Annotated in this window: 16 protein-coding genes; 10 read left to right on the top strand and 6 right to left on the bottom strand. The window is 58.5% G+C overall.

Features of this window, described 5'->3' with window-relative positions; genetic code table 11:
• Nucleotides 1-49: 49 nt before the first annotated feature.
• The 4 genes from HMPREF1261_RS08310 (at nt 50) to galE (ending at nt 3,908) form a co-directional block, all read left to right on the top strand.
• Entirely contained in the window at nt 50-802 is a 753-nt protein-coding gene (locus HMPREF1261_RS08310) for a transcriptional regulator (protein WP_232018220.1), read from the top strand.
• Between the two features lie 193 nt (nt 803-995).
• Nucleotides 996-2,009, top strand: coding sequence for a sigma-70 family RNA polymerase sigma factor (locus HMPREF1261_RS08305; protein ID WP_005278926.1), 1,014 nt, complete (start codon nt 996-998; stop codon nt 2,007-2,009).
• A gap of 234 nt (nt 2,010-2,243) precedes the next feature.
• Nucleotides 2,244-2,921: a metal-dependent transcriptional regulator gene (locus tag HMPREF1261_RS08300; protein ID WP_023017369.1), complete on the top strand. Its 678-nt coding sequence runs from the start codon at nt 2,244-2,246 to the stop codon at nt 2,919-2,921.
• 3 nt (nt 2,922-2,924) lie between these two features.
• The gene (galE, locus tag HMPREF1261_RS08295) at nt 2,925-3,908 is read left to right on the top strand and encodes a UDP-glucose 4-epimerase GalE (RefSeq protein ID WP_023030622.1); all 984 of its coding nucleotides are present in this window, start codon (nt 2,925-2,927) and stop codon (nt 3,906-3,908) included.
• Nucleotides 3,909-3,917: 9 nt separating this feature from the next.
• Here galE and HMPREF1261_RS08290 read toward each other — a convergent pair whose 3' ends face one another.
• The gene (locus HMPREF1261_RS08290; protein WP_023030621.1) at nt 3,918-5,003 is read right to left on the bottom strand and encodes a DUF4192 domain-containing protein; all 1,086 of its coding nucleotides are present in this window, start codon (nt 5,001-5,003) and stop codon (nt 3,918-3,920) included.
• 260 nt (nt 5,004-5,263) lie between these two features.
• On the opposite strand from HMPREF1261_RS08290, the gene HMPREF1261_RS08285 reads away from it, so the two are divergent.
• Nucleotides 5,264-6,280: a PAC2 family protein gene (locus HMPREF1261_RS08285; RefSeq protein WP_023030620.1), complete on the top strand. Its 1,017-nt coding sequence runs from the start codon at nt 5,264-5,266 to the stop codon at nt 6,278-6,280.
• 34 nt (nt 6,281-6,314) lie between these two features.
• Entirely contained in the window at nt 6,315-8,858 is a 2,544-nt protein-coding gene (locus HMPREF1261_RS08280; protein WP_023030619.1) for an RNA helicase, read from the top strand.
• A gap of 120 nt (nt 8,859-8,978) precedes the next feature.
• Here HMPREF1261_RS08280 and HMPREF1261_RS08275 read toward each other — a convergent pair whose 3' ends face one another.
• Together HMPREF1261_RS08275 and HMPREF1261_RS08270 are read right to left on the bottom strand one after the other, a co-directional pair.
• Nucleotides 8,979-9,503, bottom strand: coding sequence for a carboxymuconolactone decarboxylase family protein (locus HMPREF1261_RS08275; RefSeq protein WP_023030618.1), 525 nt, complete (start codon nt 9,501-9,503; stop codon nt 8,979-8,981).
• Nucleotides 9,504-9,609: 106 nt separating this feature from the next.
• Complete coding sequence (locus HMPREF1261_RS08270; RefSeq protein WP_023017366.1) at nt 9,610-10,203, bottom strand: peroxiredoxin; 594 nt, start codon at nt 10,201-10,203, stop codon at nt 9,610-9,612.
• Between the two features lie 162 nt (nt 10,204-10,365).
• Here HMPREF1261_RS08270 and HMPREF1261_RS08265 point away from each other — a divergent pair, with 162 nt between their 5' ends.
• Nucleotides 10,366-11,313: a LysR substrate-binding domain-containing protein gene (locus HMPREF1261_RS08265; RefSeq protein WP_023030617.1), complete on the top strand. Its 948-nt coding sequence runs from the start codon at nt 10,366-10,368 to the stop codon at nt 11,311-11,313.
• A gap of 108 nt (nt 11,314-11,421) precedes the next feature.
• Here HMPREF1261_RS08265 and HMPREF1261_RS08260 read toward each other — a convergent pair whose 3' ends face one another.
• The gene (locus tag HMPREF1261_RS08260) at nt 11,422-12,339 is read right to left on the bottom strand and encodes a hypothetical protein (RefSeq protein WP_023030616.1); all 918 of its coding nucleotides are present in this window, start codon (nt 12,337-12,339) and stop codon (nt 11,422-11,424) included.
• Between the two features lie 120 nt (nt 12,340-12,459).
• Here HMPREF1261_RS08260 and hrpA point away from each other — a divergent pair, with 120 nt between their 5' ends.
• Nucleotides 12,460-16,362, top strand: a complete 3,903-nt coding sequence (gene hrpA, locus HMPREF1261_RS08255) for an ATP-dependent RNA helicase HrpA (protein ID WP_023030615.1) — start codon at nt 12,460-12,462, stop codon at nt 16,360-16,362.
• Between the two features lie 192 nt (nt 16,363-16,554).
• Here the strand turns inward: hrpA and nrdR are convergent, their stop codons facing one another.
• A complete protein-coding gene (gene nrdR / locus HMPREF1261_RS08250) occupies nt 16,555-17,013 on the bottom strand; it encodes a transcriptional regulator NrdR (RefSeq protein ID WP_023017363.1) in 459 nt (152 codons plus the stop codon).
• Between the two features lie 220 nt (nt 17,014-17,233).
• A complete protein-coding gene (locus HMPREF1261_RS08245) occupies nt 17,234-17,638 on the bottom strand; it encodes a hypothetical protein (RefSeq protein ID WP_023030614.1) in 405 nt (134 codons plus the stop codon).
• Between the two features lie 253 nt (nt 17,639-17,891).
• Here HMPREF1261_RS08245 and lexA point away from each other — a divergent pair, with 253 nt between their 5' ends.
• Together lexA and HMPREF1261_RS08235 are read left to right on the top strand one after the other, a co-directional pair.
• On the top strand, nt 17,892-18,602 hold the full coding sequence (gene lexA, locus HMPREF1261_RS08240; RefSeq protein ID WP_023030613.1) for a transcriptional repressor LexA: 711 nt from the start codon (nt 17,892-17,894) through the stop codon (nt 18,600-18,602).
• Between the two features lie 483 nt (nt 18,603-19,085).
• Nucleotides 19,086-19,868: a DeoR/GlpR family DNA-binding transcription regulator gene (locus HMPREF1261_RS08235; RefSeq protein ID WP_023030612.1), complete on the top strand. Its 783-nt coding sequence runs from the start codon at nt 19,086-19,088 to the stop codon at nt 19,866-19,868.
• Nucleotides 19,869-19,879 lie beyond the last annotated feature (11 nt).

The raw sequence follows: 19,879 nt of genomic DNA, 5'->3' as shown, positions 1-19,879 counted from the left end.
GGTACCTTATCAATAATCTGACAGGAATTATAAGGACATGCTTCAGCTGATGAATCTTTCTAGCAGCCATGCCCCCGAAGAAAACTTCCTCGAGCAGTACATACCACTCGTCGATTTCCTCGGTCAGGCCATGGGCCCCAACACCGAAATCGTGCTCCATGATCTCGATGTACCCGATAAATCCATCATCGCCATTGCCAATGGACACATCTCCGGCCGCGAACTAGGCGGCCCGGTCACAGACTTTGCGCTCTGGTTCATGAAACAGGGCGACGCCGCGGCCGTTCCTATGATGACCGGCTACCGCGCGGTCAATAGCGAGGGAAAAGTCTGCCGCTCCTCGAGCTATTTCCTGCGCGATACCACCGGCCATATGCGCGGCATGCTTTGTATCAATGTGGAATTATCCGAGCTTATCCAGATCCGCGATGCCGCTAACGCGTTGATAGGCGGTACCGAGCCGGCCATCGATAAGGCAAAGGCCTTCGGCGGCTACCCCGGCACCACCGCACCGCAGCGCACTCCCGCCCCAGAAGCGCCCGCGCAGAAAGAGCCGGAGGCGCCCTACAGCGAATCGCTGCGCTCCAACGTCGAGCACCTCTTGGATTCCATGCTGGATTCCGCGATTTCTACGCACTCCACCCCGGTCGAGTCGATGCAGCGCCACGAACGGCTAGAGGTCATCGCTTCCCTCGAGGATGCTGGCTTCTTCCTCCTCAAAGGCGGCATCGCCGCGGCGGCCACCCGGCTCGGCGTATCTGAGCCCACGGTCTATCGCTACCTCGTACAGGTCCGCGGCTAAGACTACCCCGCCACGTGGATGTAGCGGTTTTACTGCATCCACGTGGCGCCTGTGCTTGCCGACGCCCCCAAAAAGGTGGACCAAAGCGGCCGGCACGTCGCTGTTTTAAACATTTCAGGATGGGCGGGAACTAAATGCGTCCTCACACCGTTGTACTTTTTGAAACAGGCGACAATTTCAGGAGGCTGAAAAGATGACGAATCCATCTGCCAACACCGCCAATGGCACTTCGACTGCCACTACTGATGAGGAACAGGAAGTAGACCGCGGGTCTCGCCGCAATCAAACCAATGACAATCCCTCCGCGGACTTGGTACGCGTCTACCTCAATGGCATCGGTAAGACCGACCTGCTCAGCGCCGAGGACGAGGTTGAACTCGCGCAAACCATCGAGGTAGGCCTGTATGCAGAATACAAGCTCAATAATGCAGAGAAGCTGACGCGCGCAGAAAAGCGAGACCTGAAGATCTTGGCTCGCGAAGGCAAGAAGGCCCGCTCCCACCTGCTGGAGGCGAACCTTCGTCTCGTAGTCTCCCTGGCCAAGCGCTACACCGGCCGCGGAATGCCGCTTTTGGACCTCATCCAAGAGGGAAACCTGGGCCTTATCCGCGCCATGGAAAAGTTCGATTACGCCAAGGGCTTTAAGTTCTCCACCTACGCGACGTGGTGGATCCGCCAGGCCATTACCCGCGGCATGGCCGACCAATCGCGCACCATCCGCCTGCCGGTCCACCTGGTGGAACAGGTCAATAAGCTTTCCCGCATCAAGCGTGAGATGTATCAGTCCTTGGGCCGCGAGGCGACCAATGAGGAACTGTCTGAGGAATCCGGCATTGATGAGAACAAGATCGAGATGCTGCTGCGCCAGTCCCGCGATCCCGTCTCGCTCGATATGCCCGTCGGCACCGACGAGGAAGCCCCATTGGGTGACTTCATCGAGGATGCTGAGGCTACCGATGCTGAGACCGCCGTCGTGGCCTCCATGCGCCACTCCGATATTCGCGGTGTCATCGATACGCTAGAAAAGCGCGAGCAGGACGTCATTCGCCTGCGCTACGGCTTGGATGACGGCGTGCCACGCACCCTCGACCAGATTGGTCGCCGGTTCGGGCTCTCCCGCGAACGCGTACGCCAAATCGAGCGTGAGGTCATGGCAAAGTTGCGCGATGGCAACCGCGCCGACCGCCTGCGCGAGTACGCGCTGTAAAACTTTTCGCCTCCTGAACCTTATTTAATCGCGACCTCGACTGTGCCGCCGAGAATTTTTCCAGTGTACTTTCGAGGTCGCATTCTCTATGCAAGCGGCGAGTACGAACTCGTCTCCTTAAAATCTCTCCAGCAAACTTAGGGCAACTTAAGCTAGTCTGGATACAGAATGTAAAAAGCGCTGTCTGCTTTGCGCACGGCACGCATTACTGTTTTCAAAGAAAGGTATGCCCACGTGAGGGACCTCGTTGATACTACTGAGATGTACCTTCGGACCATTTATGAATTGGAAGAAGAAGGCATCACTCCCCTGCGCGCCCGGATTGCGGAACGCCTAGAGCAGTCCGGACCTACCGTATCCCAAACCGTTGCTCGCATGGAGCGCGATGGCCTCCTCCACGTTCGTTCGGACAGGAGCTTGGATCTAACCGAAAAGGGACGCGAATTGGCCACGGCAGTGATGCGCAAGCACCGACTCGCGGAGCGTTTGCTTACTGATGTCCTCGGGCTCGATATCAGCAAGGTCCACGATGAGGCCTGCCGCTGGGAGCACGTGATGAGCGAAGAGGTGGAAAAGCGCATGGTATCGGTCCTCGATGACCCCAGCCGCTCGCCTTTTGGCAACCCCATTCCGGCGCTAGCGGAACTGGGTTTCCAGGTTCCCGAGCCATCGATTGGGACGCGGGCTATCGATCTCCCCGATGGCGAAGAGAAGTCCGCAAAGATTATCCAGATTAACGAGATCCTGCAGGTGGATGAGGCCACCTTCCGGGAACTCGCAGAGGCTGGCATCCGCATCGGTACCGAGGTCACCGTGGTCAATAATGGCGGCACGATTTCGCTTACCACTCCCTCGGGTAAGGTCATCACCTTGGCAGATGATCTCGCACACGCCGTGCGCGTGGAGGTCTAGGCCATGAAGCTTTTGGTTACCGGCGGTGCCGGCTATGTCGGCAGCGTGTGTTCCGCAGTCCTCGTAGAGCAGGGCCACGATGTCACCATCATCGATAACTTTTCCACGGGTAACAGGGATGCCGTACCGAGTTCGGCCCGCGTGGTAGAAGGCGATGTGGCAGACAAGGCGGCAGAGGTACTCGGCGAAGGCGGCTTTGAGGGGGTCCTCCACTTCGCCGCACGCTCGCTGGTCGGTGAATCCGTGGAAAAGCCGGACGAATACTGGCAGCACAACGTCGTGACCACGCTGCGCTTGCTCAACGCCATGCGCAATAACGATGTGAAAAGCCTCGTCTTTTCTTCCACCGCAGCCACCTATGGCGAGCCGGAGCAGGTCCCTATTACTGAGGACATGCCGACCCAGCCCACGAACCCCTATGGCGCTAGCAAATTAGCTATCGACTACATGATTACCTCTTTTGCACAGGCCTTTGGGCTCGCGGCAACGTCCCTGCGCTATTTCAACGTCGCCGGTGCCTACGGCTCCATCGGCGAAAACCGTGAGATTGAAACCCACCTCATCCCCATTGTCCTGCAGGTTGCACTGGGGCACCGCGATAAGATTTTCATGTTTGGCACGGATTGGGATACCCCGGATGGAACGCCGGTGCGCGACTACATCCATATCCGCGATCTTGCCGATGCCCACGTGCTTGCCCTCCACAGCAATGCCCCCAGCACCCACCGGATCTATAACTTGGGTTCCGGCGAGGGATACTCCGTCAAGCAGGTCATCGAGATGTGCCGGAAAGTCACCGGCCACGAGATTCCGGCGGAGATCGCCCCGCGCCGTGCCGGAGACCCAGCCACTCTCATTGCATCCTCAGACAAGATCAAACGGGAGCTGGACTGGAACCCCCAGCGCACCGACTTGGAAACCATCGTGACCGACGCGTGGAATTTCACGCGCCAGCTGGGCGACCGGGCGCATTCGGCGCGGCGCTAAAGCGCGGGGCTACACAAAGCCATCGGCATCAATCCCCGCTGCTTCCCGCGCCGCGTCGCAACCACGGCTTAGGCTGGTAATGAGGCGTTCCCCCATTCCGCTGCGATAGGCCCGGGCGATGAGCTGGCTTAAATTGTGCCCCGGTGCCTCATCGATGACGACGGTCAGCGCCGGACCGGCGTAGAGCCCGTACCTCTGCGCCACCTGGGTCGCTGCAAATAGCGCCAGCGCATTAAAGCGGATGGTGCCGCCAAAGGTGCGCGCCGTGGCTAGGAGCAAGGTACCGGCCGCGTGCGGGGATTCGACGAGATCTCGGATGACCAAGTCGCGCATCCACGTCGTCGACATCCACATCGCCCCCACGCAGAGTAATTCTTCGTTGTCTAGGGTCTCTTCCAGCGTCTCTACCTCGCTTAATACATACTGCGCATCCGCGATGAGGTGCTGGACCACCCGGGTTGGATCCGTCGTGCCATACCCGTGGCCGGCACGCATTTGCCGGGACAATTCCTCGGCGCAGCGCTGCATGGACACGATTTCTTCGTGCCCAAAGTACGGGTTGTGCGGGGCAAATTGCTGGACCAGCTCATCGCGGGAAAGCTCCGGTAGGGTGCCGTTTTCTACGCAGGCGCGCATGGAAGAGCTGGTGGAAATAGCGGGAATGGTTCCCTCGGTCCACGCCTGCATTGGGCCTTTGCCATTTCCGGTGCTAAAGCCGAAGACGAGGTCGTAGGCGGTGGATGTGGCGATTTCTTCTACCAGCCAGCAGGCATCGATTCCGGTGCCCTCGTCATCTTCGAAGTGGTAGAGCGACTCAATCATCTCCCAGAGCTCTACTTCCTCGCGCTGGGAAATGATAAAGCCGAGGACGACTTCCGGATTACCGCAATGAAAGGCGCTCATGATCTCTGGGAGGGCGTCGGGGACATCGGACAGGTCTATGCGTGCAACTGGCCCCATGGTGCGGCCCGCTGGGGTTGGTTCGATGGAGATGAGGACGATGGACTCTGCTGGGAAGAATCCGAGGATTCCTGGAATATTGGCAAGGATATCGCCGGGTGTACGGATGGGCTGTTGTGGTGTTGTGATCTTCATGGCTCCTAGCTTCGGGGCCTGCTGCAAGTGCCGAAAGCCCAGCGCGGGCAGAGGGCCGAAATCTGTGGATAAGGTGGGTGGAAGGGGGCATCGGCAAGCAGTTATGCACAGGCCCACCGCACCGGGCCTAGCGCGGGTTGCTCCATTAGGGCATAATGGGTTATTTAACTACTCCGCGAACACTGACCTGAGTGCGTGTGGGAATAGTGCGGTCCTGGCGGTCGTTGATCTAGATTAAGAGACCAAGGAGGTAACACATCATGCACGAAGAAGAGCGCAGCATGTACGAATTGGAGTACCCCGCTCCGGTGGTCAAGGACAATTCCGGTGAAGGAAAAGGCCCCACCATGATTGTTGCCATGCACGGCTATGCCGATGCAGGCCAGGCCGTTGAGTCGAGCGCCGATCACCTCAAGGCGGCGCTGGAAAACCGCCAGCTAGCCTCCTTTAACTCTGACGAGCTCATCGATTATCGCTCCCGCCGCCCCGCCGTCACCATCGATAATGACCGGGCACTCGAGGTTGAACCCATGGATTTGGGCTTGAAGGTGCTCCGGGATAATTCCGGCAAGTCCTTCCTCCTTCTCTCCGGTCCTGAGCCGGATATGCGCTGGGAAGCATTTACCACGGCGGTGGTCAAGCTGGTGGAGAAATTCGATATTGAAGACACCATCATGCTCTACGCCGCGCCGATGCCCGTGCCGCACACCCGCCCCACCGTGGTCACCGCGCACGGTACCGCCTCCCGCCTGACGGACAGCATGGTCAAGATGGATTCGACCATGATGGTTCCTGGCGCCGCGGCGCTGTATATCGAAAAGGCCTTGGCGGATAAGGGCCGCACGGTAGCGGGCTATACCGCTCACGTGCCGCACTACCTGGCTGCGTCTCCGTACCCACAGGCCACCCTGGAGCTCCTTGACTCCGTGGCTAAGGCTGCTCAACTGAATATTCCGCTGGGCAGCATCGAGGCGGATATTTCCCGCGTCGAGGGCCAGCTGGATGAGCAGGTCAATGGCTCGGAAGAGATTGAGGGCGTGGTCCAGCAATTGGAGCAGCAATACGATGCCTTCATAGAACGCTACCGCGAAGAGCACCCGCAAGCCATCATGCCGGGCGAGGAAGCCGTGCCCAGCGCTGAGGAAATCAGCGAGGAGTTCGAGGCCTTCCTCGCCTCGCTTGATGAAGCCGATAGCGAGGAGATTATCCACACGGATATCGATGACCGCGAAGACTCTGACGATGACGATGACAGAGACTTAGGCGACGATATCTAACGAACCCGCCCCCATCGCCGCTAAGGTGGTGGGGGTGAACTTATCTCAACAGCTGCCAGATTTAACGGAAGTCCCCGAGTCCCTCATTGATGAGGCCATTTGGGATACTTTTAACTCGTGGACCACCAGCAAGGGAATCGATTTATATCGCGCGCAGGAAGAGGCCTCGCTCGGCATCTTGGCCGGAGATAACGTCATCCTCGCGACCCCAACGGGTTCCGGAAAGTCCATGGTGGCCAACGCCGCACATTTCATCGCTCTCGCCCGCGGGCAGCGGAGTTTTTATACCGCGCCCATTAAGGCGCTGGTTAGCGAGAAGTTCTTTGCGCTGTGTGAAATCTTCGGCGCAGAAAACGTGGGCATGATGACTGGCGATGCCACCGTAAACGGCAACGCCCCCATCATCGCCGCCACCGCTGAGATCGTTGCCAATATCGCGCTTCGCGATGGCGCCGAGGCCAATATCGACCAAGTGGTTATGGACGAATTTCACTACTACTCCGATCCAGATCGCGGCTGGGCCTGGCAGGTGCCGCTCTTGGAGCTACCCAAGGCGCAATTCCTCTTAATGTCCGCCACGCTCGGTGATACCGACTGGCTGCAGGAAGATCTCACCCGCCGCACGGGCCGCGAGACTAATTTAGTGGCCGGCTCCACCCGCCCGGTGCCGCTGGATTTTTCCTATGTTTTCAGCGCGGTGCACGAAACCATCGAAGAGCTGCTCGCCGATAATAAGGCACCCATTTATGTCGTGCACTTTTCCCAGCGCGAGGCCGCCGAGCGGGCCCAAGCCCTGACCTCGCTGTCTGGCATCATTAACAAAGAGGAAAAAGAGGACATCGCTGAAGAAATCGGCGGCTTCCGCTTTACCACTGCCTTTGGTAAGGACCTCTCAAAGTTGCTTCGCAAGGGCATTGGCATCCACCATGCGGGAATGCTGCCCAAGTACCGGCGGCTCGTGGAGCGCCTCGCGCAGCGCGGCCTCCTCAAGGTTATTTGCGGCACCGATACCTTGGGCGTGGGCATCAACGTGCCCATCCGCACCGTATTGATGACCGGCCTGGCCAAGTTTGATGGGCAACGCCAGCGCATCTTGAAATCCCGCGAATTCCACCAGATTGCGGGGCGCGCTGGGCGCGCGGGCTATGACACGGAAGGCACCGTCGTCGTCGAGGCCCCAGACCACGAGATTGAAAATGCCAAGGCCCGCAGGCGCATTGGCGATGACCCGAAGCGGCTCAAGAAGCTTAAGAAAAAGTCCGCACGCGAGGGCGAAGTCTCGTGGTCCGAGAAAACCTTTGCGCGGCTGACGGAAGCAGAACCAGAGCAGCTGACCTCGCAATTCCGGGTCTCGAATTCGATGCTGCTCAATGTCTTAGCCCGCCACGGCGATGGTTATGCGCATATGCACCACCTCTTGCGCGATAATCACGATCCCCGCAGCAAGCAGAACAAGGATATCCTCACCACCCTCGACCTATTCCGTGGATTGGTGGATTCCGGCGTGGTCCAAAAATCCACCAAGGGGCTGGATATCTACGGCCGCCCCTACCACCTCGTGCGGGAATTGCCGCGAGACTTTGCCCTAAACCAGCCCCTCGGGCCCTTTGCCTTGGCCGCGCTCTCCCTGTTGGACCCAGAGGCAGACAGCTATCACCTTGACGTAATCTCTATCTTTGAGGCGATCCTCGATGATCCCCGGCAGGTGCTGCAGGCCCAGCAGAAGAAGCGGCGCGGGGAAGAAATCGCCGCGCTCAAGGCGGACGGGGTGGACTACACCGACCGCATGAATATCGTGGAGGATATTACCTGGCCCAAACCCCTAGAGGAGCTGCTCGAGCAGGCCTACGATACCTTTGCGGAAACCAATGCGTGGGTAAAGGAATTCGAGCTGCGGCCGAAATCCGTGGTGCGCGACATGGTGGAAAATGCCATGACCTTCTCGGACTTGGTGGCCACTTACGGCTTAGCCCGCTCTGAGGGCGTTATCCTCCGCTATCTCACCGATGCCTGGCGCACCCTTAAACAGTCCATCCCCGATGAATACACGACGCCCCAAATTGAAGACATCATCGTCTGGTTAGGCGAGCTCATCCGCCAGGTGGATTCTTCGCTTGTCGATGAATGGGCGCAGATGGCCGGCGAAGACTCCCCCATCGATCAAGATACGCTCGACCGCGAGCTGGCCTTTGGCGTCGAAGACCCAACAGCCCTTACCGCTAACCGACGCGCCTTTGGCATCATGGTGCGCAATTACATGTTCCGCCTCGCGCAGCTCTTCGCGCTGGAGGAAGAAGACCGCCTGGCCGAGGTATTGGATTATCTGGACGAGGTCCCCGATTTTGGCGCCGTCTTGGATGACTACTTTGACGAATACGACGACATTGATACCGGCCCTGAGGCGCGCGGACCCGAGTACTTCCGGTTGGAAGAATCCAGCTCCCGCAGCTGGCCCGTGCGGCAAATCATTAAGGATCCGGCAGGAGACCGCGCCTATCAATTCGTCGCTACCGTCGATCTGGATGCCTCTGATGAAGCCGGCGAAGTCCGCCTGTCAGAGTTGCGCGTTGAGTATTAGGAACGTACGGGTTGGGTAAAACGACTTAAGCCACCCCCTGCTGCACCCGGCGTCCTATAAGGGACACCGAGTCAAGTAGCGCGGGGGTGGCTTAGTTTAAAGGCTGATTAAGCAGCGCTTTTAGCGTGCAGCCTCAATCTGAACAGCCTGTGCGACTGCCTGGATGACAGAAGCAACCTTGATGGCCTCCCAGACCTGCTCCTTGGTTGCGCCAGCATCGTTGATCTTCTGGGTGTGTGCGCCCAAGCAGTGCTCGCAGCCGTTGATGGCGGAAACGGCGATATTCCACAGCTCGAAGTTTGCGTCCTCGACGCCAGGCTTGGAGATGAAGTTCATCCGCAGGCCGAACTTGACCTGTGCGTAGTCATCGCCCAACCAGCTCTTGGCGCGGTAGGCAACGTTGTTCATTGCCATGACGGTGGCAGCGCCATAAGCAGCGTTGATAGCGTCCTCGGAGAGGTGCTCTTGTGCCTCTTCCGCGATTTCAGAAATCACGGTGTCATTGCGGGTAGCTGCAGCAGATGCCAACAGGGTGCCCCACAGCTGCTCTTCATTCAGCTCGGTCGTGCGGGTCAGCGCACCGAGGTTGAGCTTCTGGTCCTTGGCGTACTCAGGCAGTGCTGACTTCAAGTTTTCGATAGACATAGTCTTTCTCCTTCTAAATCTTTTCTCAGTAACTTAAATTGCAAGTCGGGGGCGGGCCCTCCCCCGCCTCATGGGGACGGGGACAGCGCTCACACGAAACTAATGCTTAAAGCTGGGACTGAACGACGTCCATCTTGTCGATGTTCTTCGTTGGGTCGTTCTTCTCCCAGTTGCAGGCGCAGACCTCTTCGGACTGCAGGGCGTCGAGGACGCGCAGGACCTCGTCAACGTTACGGCCCACAGCGTCCGGGGTAACGGAGACGAACTGGATGACACCATCTGGGTCGATGATGAAGGTTGCGCGGTCAGCAACGCCGTCAGCGTTTTCTACGCCCAGTGCGCGGATCAGGTCGTGGCGCACGTCGGAGAACATCGGGAACGGAACGTCCTTCAGGTCCGGGTGGGTTGCGCGCCAGTTGAAGTGAGCGAACTCGTTATCGGTGGAGCCGCCCAGCACCTGGGTGTCGCGGTCCTGGAACTCTTCGTCCAGCTTGCCAAAGGCAGCGATCTCGGTCGGGCAAACGAAGGTGAAGTCCTTGGGGTAGAAGAAGACGACCTTCCACTTGCCCTCGTACTTGTCCAAGGAAACCTGCTCAAAGTAGTCCTCTGGCTGGCTAGCGTTAACGTTGTGCAGGTCGCCGCCGGTCAGGGCGGTGAGGTCGAATTCTGGGAACTTTTCGCCAACGGTCATGATAGGCATGTTCTTCAACTCCTTCTTAAAAGGGTAATCTTTTTCAAGTTTCCGACAGTCCTGTGCCGAGGACCACGGGCCGGACCCTCTCCGGCCCAACACCAAAGACAATACCATTAATTCCGGTCACGTCAATAGCTAATCCTATAGATAAATGTTAGAGTGATAGGCATGCATAATAAAGAGTATCGACCAACACTTGCCCAGCTGCGCACGTTTGTCACCGTGGCGGAAAACAAGCACTTCGGCACCGCTGCCGCCAAGCTGGAGATCTCTCAGCCTTCCCTCTCCCAGGGTCTCGTGGCGCTCGAGCAGGGGCTCGGCGTCCAGCTCATCGAACGCTCCACCCGCAAGGTCATCGTAACCTCGGCCGGCGAAACCCTTCTGCCCTATGCCAAATCCACCCTTGAGGCCGCCGATACCTTCCTCGCACACGCCCGCGGCGCCCACGGCACACTGTCCGGTCCACTGACCATTGGTGTTATCCCGACCATCGCCCCGTATATCCTCCCGGACTTGCTGGCAAAGATTACGGAGACCTACCCGGAACTTGAGCCGCGCTTTGTGGAGGAGCAAACCCAGCACCTCATCGCGCGCCTGCGCAACGGCAACCTCGATTTAGCCGTCCTTGCCCTGCCTTCAGAGGCCACGGGTATGGTCGACAGCCCGCTGTACACCGAGGACTTCGCCATCGTCAGCCCGCCCGATCACCCCATCGCTGGGCGTACGGACGTCCAGGTTGCGGAGCTGCGGGATCTGGACTTGCTACTGCTTGACGATGGCCACTGTCTCCGCGACCAAGTCGTCGATCTCTGCCGGCACGCCCACGTCAACCCGGCAGAGGCAACGAATTCCGTCACGCGCGCCTCATCACTGACCACCATTATGCAGTTGGTCATGGGCGGGCTCGGCTGCACTCTTATCCCCAAGTCCGCTTTGGCCACCGAATGCCACGGCAAGAACCTCGGCATAGCCTACTTTGACCCCGATGTCACCGCTGAGCGCGAAATCGGCCTCGTCTTCCGCTCCTCTGCCGCACGCAGTGAAGAGTTCCGCGAATTCGGCACCCTGATTACCGCCGCTTATGAAAATGCCCTCACTCGCTCGCTGGAAGGCTAAAACTTAAGCGTCTTCATTTCCCACGGACCCTCGCCTGGATTAGCCCCGCCAAATAAGTTTAAGGCCACCGAAGCAGTGCCTCGGTGGCCTTAAACAATGGCAAAGCCATTACGCAGTTTGGCCGGCTGCGCGCCCTGCACACTGGCGGAACAAATAAGCCGTAGACAGTAAGGTAACCGGTACAGCAACAATCAACCCAACAAGGAATACGATGAAGCCGCCAATTATAATCAGCATGTTAAGCACCGTTAGCAGCAAAAGCTGGCCGTAGTTTCCTTTACCGGCCTTAAAACCGTTCTTGATGGCTTGGCCAACTCCGTCGCCATCGGCCGCAAACCACTGCATCAACATATAAAGCGGCTGAATAAACAGGCCGATGAGAGTCAATAAAGCCACAACTCCGAAAAGGCCTGCCATGGATTCCAACGCCTCTTCCTCTGTGGCACCGGTCCCCATATCAGGGCTAAGGAAGAATGAACCACCAACGAAGATGAACATTACTAACCAGGTAATAATGCCGATGATGATCATGATCGCTAGCGGCTGCCACCACCGCACATTCTTGCCCACATAGTTCCACCCAGTGCGCGGATCATCGATTTGGAATAGCGCCAGTCGCAGCGCCATCAGGCTAATGACGGCCACGAACACATAGGACACGATCTGCACAATGGCTCCTCCACCGAAGGCCTCCGCACCCTCTGAGGGAGCAACGGCCGCGCTCAAGATAGAGAAAGCGATGGCAATCACGCCAACGAGCAAGCTACCGAGGATCCACAATTTCCAATTCTTAAATACCGTACGAAAGGCCCACGAAATAGAATCGATGGCCGAGGGTTTTCCGGTAAACCCGCCGTTGTTTACGGTGTTGTCCTGTGCTTGGTAGCCCGCATATCCTTGATTGCCAGAGCTCTCGTGGCTACCGCCATAGGAGGGCAGGTTGCCGTAGCTTGGCTGGTCCTCTGGGTGGTTAGTCGGTTCATAGCGTGGAAAATCGTCGTTTCCACCGGATTTATTGTCATTCATCAGCGGTGCCTTCCTTCTGTATCCGGGTTGGGCGCAACGAGAAAAGTATCGTTTGACAAGTATTTTCATACTAGCAACTTTTTCCACTCCACGTAACCGGGGTAAGCTCATAAATTAGCCATGACACAGCATGAAACCACGACGTCGCAGGCCCCTAGCCGCGATGAACTTTTTGCAGCATTAGACAACGTCACCATCGCCGAGGCCCGCAGCTTCCGGCGCCGCCTATCGAAGGCACGCGCCCCCAAGGCCCTGCGCGAAATCGGCCAGGATATCCAGGCTGCCGCAGATCGCCTCGCGCTTGTCGATGCCGCCGTTCCCCCACTCACCTACCCCGATTCCCTGCCGGTCAGCGCCCGCAAGGACGATATCGCCGCCGCGATTGAAAAAAACCAGGTCGTCATCATCGCCGGCGAAACCGGTTCTGGTAAGACCACGCAGATCCCCAAGATCTGCCTCGACATCGGCCGGGGCCGCCGCGGCCTTATCGGCCATACGCAGCCGCGCCGCATCGCCGCGCGGACCGTCGCCGAGCGCATCGCCTCCGAGCTGGACCAAGATATCGGGGAATCGGTAGGCTACGCCATCCGCTTCGATGACCAGGTTTCTGATACCACCGCCGTAAAACTCATGACGGACGGCATCCTGCTAGCTGAAATGCAGCGCGATCGCTTCCTTAATAAATACGACACCATCATTATCGATGAAGCACACGAGCGCTCTTTGAATATCGACTTCCTCTTGGGATATCTCAAGCGGCTGCTGCCCAAGCGGCCCGATCTCAAGGTGATCATTACCTCCGCAACCATCGATCCGGAAAGCTTTGCCGAGCACTTCGCCCAACCCGATGGCACCCCCGCGCCCATCATTGAGGTCTCTGGACGCACGTACCCGGTAGAAATCCGCTACCGCCCCCTCGAATTCGAGGCCGGTGGAAAGCTGGTGGATCAGGACCCGCTCGATGGCTTAACCGAGGCCATCGAGGAGCTCATGGCAGAAGGCGACGGCGATATCCTCTGCTTTTTCCCGGGCGAGCGCGATATCCGCGATGCCATGGAAACAATCGAGGCCAAAAAATGGAAAAACGTCGAGGTCGCGCCCCTCTTCGGGCGCCTATCCAACCAGGACCAGCACCGCGTATTTAGCAATCACCGCGGAAGGCGCATCGTTTTGGCCACCAATATCGCCGAAACCTCGCTGACCGTACCCGGAATCCGCTACGTCGTGGATACAGGCACCGCGCGAATCTCGCGCTATTCCACGCGCACCAAGGTGCAACGCCTGCCCATCGAGCCCATTTCGCAGGCCTCTGCCAACCAGCGCTCCGGTAGGTGCGGCCGCGTCGCCGATGGCATCGCCATCCGTCTCTATAGCGAGCAAGATTTTCAAAGCCGCCCGGAATTTACTGATCCGGAAATCCTGCGCACCAACCTGGCCAGCGTCATTTTGCAGATGGTCTCGCTCAAGCTCGGCGATATCGAGCAATTCCCCTTCCTCCAGCCACCCGAATTCAAGGCCATTCGCGATGGCCTCAACCTCCTCCACGAGCTCGGTGCGCTCCAGGACAAGCACAAGAAACCGGCGCTGACCGAAACCGGCCGCAACTTGGCTCGCATCCCACTCGATCCGCGCATGGCGCGCATGCTTATCGAGGCCCATACCAACGGCTGCCTCCACTATGTCATCGTCATTGTTGCCGCCATGACCATCCAAGACGTGCGCGAACGCCCGCTGGAGTACCAAGCGCAAGCCGATCAGGCGCACGCGCGCTTTAAGGACAAGACCTCTGACTTTTTGTCCATGCTGAAGTTGTGGGATTACATCAAACAGACCCGCAATGAGCAATCGGGCAATAGGTTCCGCAAGCGCATGAAGCAGGAGTTCCTCCACTACATGCGCATCCGCGAGTGGTTCGACCTGGTCCGCCAACTCAAAGACGTCTCCAAGCAGCTGGGGTGGGATTACCAAGAAGGCACCGAACGCCGCTCCGACGATATTCACATCGCGCTGCTATCCGGCCTGCTGTCCAATATCGGCGCCCGCGACGGCAATTCCAAGGAGTTCCACGGCGCGCGCAATACCCGCTTCCTTGTCTTTCCAGGCTCCGCCTTGGCCAAAAAGCCGCCCGAGTTCGTCATGGCGGCAGAGCTCGTCGAAACCTCTCGGCTTTGGGCACGCGACGTTGCCGCCATCGATCCGGCCTGGGTGGAAAAGCTCGGCGCGGACCTGCTCAAACACAACTATTCCGATCCCACGTGGTCCCGCAAGCGCGCGGCCGCCATCGCGCACCAGAAGTCCACGCTCTACGGCGTGCCCATCGTTGCGGATCGCACCGTGCCCTATCACCGCGTGGATCCCGTCGCTGCGCGCGATATGTTCATCCGCAATGCCCTTATCGCCGGCGAGTGGAATGCGCACCATGACTTCCTCAAGGCAAATGCTCAGGCCCTTGATGAGGCCGCCGAATACGAGGAAAAGGCCCGCCGCCGTGGTCTCATCGTGGATGAAGATACCCTCTTTGATTTCTATGACCAGCGCATTCCAGACAAGGTCACCACGGGCCGGCATTTCGATTCTTGGTGGAAGAAAAAGCGCCGCCAGGAACCCGATCTGCTGAATTTCGATCCAGCCACGCTTGTCGATGACTCCCACGACGTCACCGAAGTCTCCTTCCCCGATCACTGGCGCAAAGGCTCCATCGATTACGAGCTGACTTATAAATTCGAACCCGGCGATCCTCTCGATGGCGTCACCGTCATGGTTCCCGTTCCCATGCTTGCCGGCCTCGATACCGAAGGCTTCGATTGGCTCGTCCCCGGCCTGCGATTCGAGCTCGTCAACGAGCTTATTCGTTCCCTTCCCAAGGCCCTGCGGCGCACCGTCGTGCCCGCCCCGGAATTTGCCGAGCGCGCCATGGAACGCCTCATTCCCTTCGAAGGCCCCCTTACCCAGCAGCTTGCCGATGTCCTGCGCGAGCTCGGCGGCCACGGCATCAACGCCTCCGACTTCCAACCGGACAGGCTGCCGGAACATTTGCGGATGAACTATGCGGCCATCGACAAGCGTGGCACCATCATCGATTCCGATAGGGACCTTGCCGCCCTGCGCGAGCGCCAGGCCGGCCACATTAAATCGTCCGTCTCGCGGGTAAGCCGCACCGCCGAATCCACCGCGGTCAGCGAGTGGACCGACGATACCCTCGGCACCGTTGACGAGACCGTCACCACCACCGTCGATGGCCACGAGGTCACCGCTTACCCAGCGTTGGTGGCCACCAAGGAAGGCGTTGAGCTTAAGGTTCATCCCACCAAGGCGGCTGCCGATGCCGCCATGGTCACCACCACCCTCACGCTCCTGATGCGCGAGATTTCCGTCTCGACCGCGCAAATGGTCAAGGGGCTTCCCCTGCAGCAGCGCGTCGCCGTGGATTCTTATCCGCATGGCGGCGCCGACGGCCTAGTCAATGACGCCCGCGTAGCGGCAATCCGCGACCTCATGCTCGAGGCCGGCGGCCCCGTGCGCTCGCCAGAGGTATTTTCCGAGCTCAAGGATACCGTGAAACCGCAGGTTCCCGGCCGCGTGCGGCAATCAATCGTCTCGATCGCGCCTGGCTTGGCTGAGTACTCCAACCTCCGCGCCGAACTTTCCCAGTGGGACGGTCCCGCCATCGACGATATGGAAAAGCAACTCGCGTTCCTTCTTCCGCCGAATGCCATCACCGTGCACGGATCCGCACACCTGCGACACCTTCCCCGCTACATCCAGGCAATGCGGATCCGTCTGGAGGACATGTCGCTCGATCCGGATCGCGATGCCGACCGCCAGGCCGAGGTCGATAACGCCAAGGCCTACCTGGCAAACCGCCTCCGAAACCTCCCCGCGGGCCGCGAAAAGACACGCGAGGTCAAGGACATCCACTGGATGATCGAGGAATTGCGGGTCTCGCTATTTGCCCAGCGCCTCGGCACGGCGCACGCGGTGTCCCTGCGGAGGATCCAAAAGGCAGTGGATAAATTGCGCTAGTCACCCCAACCTCACGTTCCCGCCGCCCGGCCGGCCATACCTAAGCTAAAAATCTGCTTACTCGGCCGCCGGCGGCGTAAACATTGGGCAGGCCCTAACGAAACGATGCACCCAAAAGGCCAGTTAAGACTGCTTCGATCCTGCGCAGGAACGGCTGTATAACTGCTGAGAAATCGTCCTACACTGCGCAGTTTAAAGGTCCCCGCGATCGCGCCGCCGCATCAAACGAATCTCCGATTCAAAGTCATCCGCGCTCTCGAATGATTTATACACCGAGGCAAAGCGCAGATATGCGACCTCGTCTAGGTCACGCAGTGGCTCGAGAATCGCTAGCCCGATTTCGTTGGCGTTTACCTGCGAGGACCCGTGCCCCCGCACCGTTTCCTCAACCTCTTGGGCCAGCTTTTTTAAGGCATCATCGCTAACGTCGCGCCCCTGGCATGCGCGCCTAACGCCCCGAATGAGTTTATCCCGGCTAAATGGCTCAGCGAGGCCATTTCTCTTAACAACCAGCAGTACGGCCTTTTCCACAGTGGTGAAGCGTCCCTTGCAGGAAGCACACTCCCGCCGGCGCCGTATCGATGCGCCGGCATCAACCACGCGCGAGTCAATAACGCGGGATTGTTCGTTATGGCAAAACGGGCAGTACACACTAGTCCTTTCGCTAATTTAGCTTCTCGGTTTAGTTTACCTCCCACGGCCAAGCCAAAAACCTGACACCATTGCGCCAGACTCCTCCTGCTCGAGTGCCTGTCTCCGTGAAGCAAGCGGGCCTTATCTGCGGCCGGGAAGACAAGCTGCTGCCTAAAAGGCTCTAAGCCTTAAACCCCCGAAGTGCCTGCTTTAGTGGCCTGCTTTACTGCAAGCTGCACTACTGACCGATCGCTGCTTCTACTTGCTGTACCGAAGCGCCAGGATCAGTCGGCGTTTCAGCGCTCGTACCCATCAGCCCGCCGGCAACCGTGCCGAAAAATACGGCAGCACCAAATACTGCACCGAGGAGGTAATTCTTGCGCGAACTATGCGCACCGTCTTCTTCCATCGGCCTGTTCGCGAAATCGGATAAGGAACTTTCATCAGTCCACGTATTCGAATAATCTTCACGGTTCGTTCGATATACGGAATTTAAGGTCCTGATTTCCCCCTTTTCGGAAGGAGAATGCTGCACGCACCAGCTTTGATCATCAATATCCCAAATAGCGGCTGAGGGGACGATCTGTGGACGTGCCGCGCGCTGTTTGACCATGTTATTACGAGAGTGAAGTAGTTGAGACATTGCTTTCCTTTCGACGACCGCCGTAAGTCTAAAGCGGCCCCTTGACACAACAAGAGCTCAATGTCGCTCCTGTGTTCGAGATTGTTTCTATGTTCGATTTATAGCACCACTTCGAAAACCTGTCCAGTTTTTCGCGTAAATCTCGAACGCTTGTACTTTTCGTGCTACAAATGAGTTATGGCACGCAGGTGTCACCCAGTCCCTTTTCAAGCTACGAACGCAGAACCTCAGACCCCTTAGCTAGGAGCCGCACATGGGCCGCAAGAAAGCAAGCACCGCAAAGAACGATTACGCCCCCCTTTCCGAAAGGCAACGCCGCATCCTTAACGTCATCAGCGATGCAGTGATGCTCCGCGGTTACCCGCCCAGCATCCGCGAAATTGGCGACGCCGCCGGCCTGCAATCCACCTCGTCCGTGGCCTATCAGCTCAAGCAGCTTGAGGAAAAGGGCTTCTTGCGCCGCGATCCCAATAAACCCCGCGCGGTCGACGTACGCCACCTCAACACTGACGACGCCGAAAAGAAGCCGGGCCGCAAGGCTAAGGACGTCCCCGATACCTCTGCCCGCGGCCCTGAAGAGTCTGCCGCCGTAGCTTATATTCCCGTCGTTGGCCGCATCGCCGCCGGTGCACCAATCACTGCAGAGGAAAATATCGACACGTATTTCCCCATGCCAGACGAGGTCGTCGGCGGAGGAGAGCTTTATATGCTGCAGGTCGTGGGCGATTCCATGCAGGATGCCGGCATCCTCAACGGCGACTGGGTCATCATCCGGTCGCAATCGGTGGCTGAGGAAGGCGAGTTTGTCGCCGCGCTTCTCGATGGCTCCGAGGCCACCGTCAAGGAATTCCACCGCGATTCCTCTGGCGTATGGCTCCTTCCGCACAACGATGCCTATCCGCCCATCAACGGTGATGATGCGGAAATTATGGGCAAGGTAGTATCCGTCTTCCGCAAACTCTAGGCCCCGGCCAGCTACTTTAACCAAGCCGCACGCGGGTGTTCGCCTGTGGTTGTTGTCGCCGCCGACACTCTGCGCCCGCTTTCTTGAAACCCGCTCTTTGCACTTCGTACGCTGCCCTGTTCCCCGCATAGGGAGCAGGGCCATACGAGTTTTAACGCATTCCACGCCTTTCTGCCTCGCAATCGCGCCCCAAAAAGCCAACTTAAGCGCGCGGGGTTTATTGAGAAAGCACCCCCGAAATAACGGATCCGTAAGTTAAGCGCTACTAGGGTTGGCTTTCAACTAGGGCAAATAAAGCTGACTGACCTGCGGCTTTTATCCCAAACCAGACAACAGCGCACACCTTAATTTTTGTTTTCGTCCGATTACCGCCGAATTTTGACACAATGGAGGGAGAAATCCCACATCAGTTAGCTTTCACCGAGCGCCTGCATTCGCAGATGGAGTAACCGCCCGGCCGAAGGCGAGGAGCAAGGAGGGTCCGTGTACGCAGAGGAGCGACGCCGCCAGATCGCGTCCCAAACTGCCGTCGAGGGTCGCGTTAACGTCACCGATTTATCAGAGCGTTTCGAGGTGACTGCGGAAACCATTCGGCGCGACCTAGCCGTACTGGATCGTGAGGGCGTTGTCCACCGCGTTCACGGCGGCGCCGTGGCTTCGCAAGCCTTCCAGACCGCGGAGCTCACCCTCGATACCCGCCAGCGTTCCGCATCTGGGGCCAAGGCCGCCATCGCGCACGCCGCGCTCGACTTCCTTCCCCCTGGCGGCGGCAGCATATTCCTGGACGCCGGCACCACGATTAATACCTTTGCCGAGCTCATTAGCCAGCAATACCCGCAGGCGCAGTTCAATATCGTCTCCAATAGCCTGCCCATCGCATTGTCGCTAGCCAATAGCGGCGTTCCCGATGTCCAGCTCCTCGGCGGGACCGTACGCGCTATCACCCAGGCCGTCGTCGGCGATACCGCCCTGCGCACCATGGCGCTCATGCGCGCCGATGTCGCCTTCATCGGCACCAATGCGTTGACCCTCGATCACGGCTTGTCGACGGCCGATTCCCAAGAAGCAGCCATCAAATCCGCCTTCGTCACGAATGCCCACAAGGTCGTGGTCATGTGTGATTCCAGCAAATTGGGCAACGACTACCTGGTGAGCTTCTCCTCCATTGCAGATATCGATGTCGTCATCACCGATTCCGGCGCACCGAAATCCTTCGTCGATGCCCTGCGTGAGCGAGAGATCGATGTCGTGCTCGCCAGCGAATAGCTCCAGCATGC

Origin of the sequence: Corynebacterium sp. KPL1818 (genome assembly GCF_000478135.1) — a bacterium.
Classification (GTDB): domain Bacteria; phylum Actinomycetota; class Actinomycetes; order Mycobacteriales; family Mycobacteriaceae; genus Corynebacterium; species Corynebacterium accolens.
This window is presented reverse-complemented; position numbering and strand designations above follow the sequence as displayed.